Annotated in this window: 1 protein-coding gene; it reads left to right on the plus strand. The window is 61.9% G+C overall.

Translation table 11 applies throughout. The features are described from left to right. Positions 1 to 97: 97 nt before the first annotated feature. Positions 98 to 1,762, plus strand: a 1,665-nt coding sequence (locus ACXJ7R_RS31750) for a caspase family protein (RefSeq protein WP_457155261.1), incomplete at its 3' end; no start/stop codon positions are given.

Genomic DNA, 1,762 nt, shown 5'->3' on the forward strand with positions numbered 1-1,762 from the left:
CGTGTTGATATGGGATCTGGACTCTCGTGCTCGGCTTATGCTGGACGAGAGTGCCGCCGACAGACGCCGTTGTATCGCCGTCTCCACCGACGGAGCCATGATCGCAGTCTCGGACGAAACCAAGGCAACGATTTCGCTCTGGGATGCAGGAAACCGAAAGCGGATCAGAAATCTCGCTGGCTTGTCGACCAACATCGGAGGCGTGGCGTTTTCACCGGATGGTTCGAAGATTGCGGTGGTCAGTCCTGCAGAAGGTTTCAGCCTGTTGGACATACGCACGGGGGAGAAGCTCAAGAGCGTGGATATCCCGTTGCTGGGATTGACGTTTCTGCCGGACGGCAGGCGACTTGCATTCGGCAAGGATGACGGCGAGATCGCAATTTTCGACTATGTCGCCGGCAAGGTCGAGCGATCCTTCTTTGGCCACGTCGCGAGGATTTCTTCGCTGAACGTGTCCGGCGACGGAACGCTGCTGGTTTCGGCAAGTGACGATGGCTCCGCGAAAATATGGGACATTCCAAGCGGCAAGCTGATGCAGACGATCGTCTTTGGCCGTGAGGGTACCTGCCGGAGCGACGTGGAGGGCAGCCACGCAGGCAATGGGCAGGCGGATCGTTCGGTCCCGACATCTTGTTGGATGAGCTTTGACGCTGACGGGCGATTTGATTCATCGGCCCTGGAGTCCATGCCGCTGGTCAGCTGGGTGGTCAGCGATGATCCCTTCAAGGCCCTTCTGCCCGAGATATTCATGCGGGATTATTACGAGCCGAACCTGCTTGGCCGGCTGCTGGCGTGCCATGGGGCTGAGGTGAGCGGAAAGAATGCGAACGCGTGCGCCGACGCGTTCAAGCCGGTACGGCCGCTGGCCTCGCTGAATCGGATCCAGCCGGATGTACGGATTGTGAGTGTGAAGGCGGGGCCGACACCTGGTGTTGCCCTGGTGGAGGTTGAGGCATCGGGCAAGGAAGATGCCTCACAGCCGAATGGCAAGACGAGCACCGGGATTTACGACGTACGGCTGTTCCGTGAAGGGCAACTGGTGGGCCAGTGGCCCGAGCCGAAGGACAATGCGGCGGTGGTCGGCGAAGATCTTGGTGCGTGGCGCAGCGCTTCGCGCGTGGCGATGACGCCGGGAAAGATCCTGGCGAGGCACGTCTTCCCGGTCCGGCTTGCAGGCGGTGACAAGGGCAAGAAGGTGACGTTCACGGCCTATGGGTTCAACGAGGACCGGGTGAAGAGCGCGACAGCCACCGACGACAGCTACACGGTGCCGCAGGGCATAGCCGTTCCGGCGAAGYCGCGGGCCTATGTGGTGACGGTCGGAGTGAACGAGTACGAGAACGAAGCACTGCGGCTGAACTTCGCTGTGGCCGACGCCAGGGCGATCGAGACGGCGCTGCGGGGAATCAAGGGCTACGACGTGGTGCCGGTGCTGCTGACCACCGACTACGCGCGCACGGAAGGGGATAAACAGATCCCCGCGGTCGACCACGCCAGCAAGGCCGACATCCAGGCGGTGCTGTATCTTCTGGCGGGCAAGGGGGAGGTGGAACGGTCGCGGCTGCGGCAGGAGATCGGCCCGGYCATCGACCATCTGGCGAAGGCGACGCCGGACGATGTTGTGATCCTTGCCTTCTCCGGTCATGGCCACAACGAGCAGGGCCGCTTCTACATCCTGCCGTCGGATTCGGGCAACGACCTGACGAAGCTGGACAGAATGATCTCGAGCGAGGAACTGACGGCGTGGCTGCGCGATGTCGAT

This window comes from Mesorhizobium sp. P5_C1 (assembly GCF_054049815.1).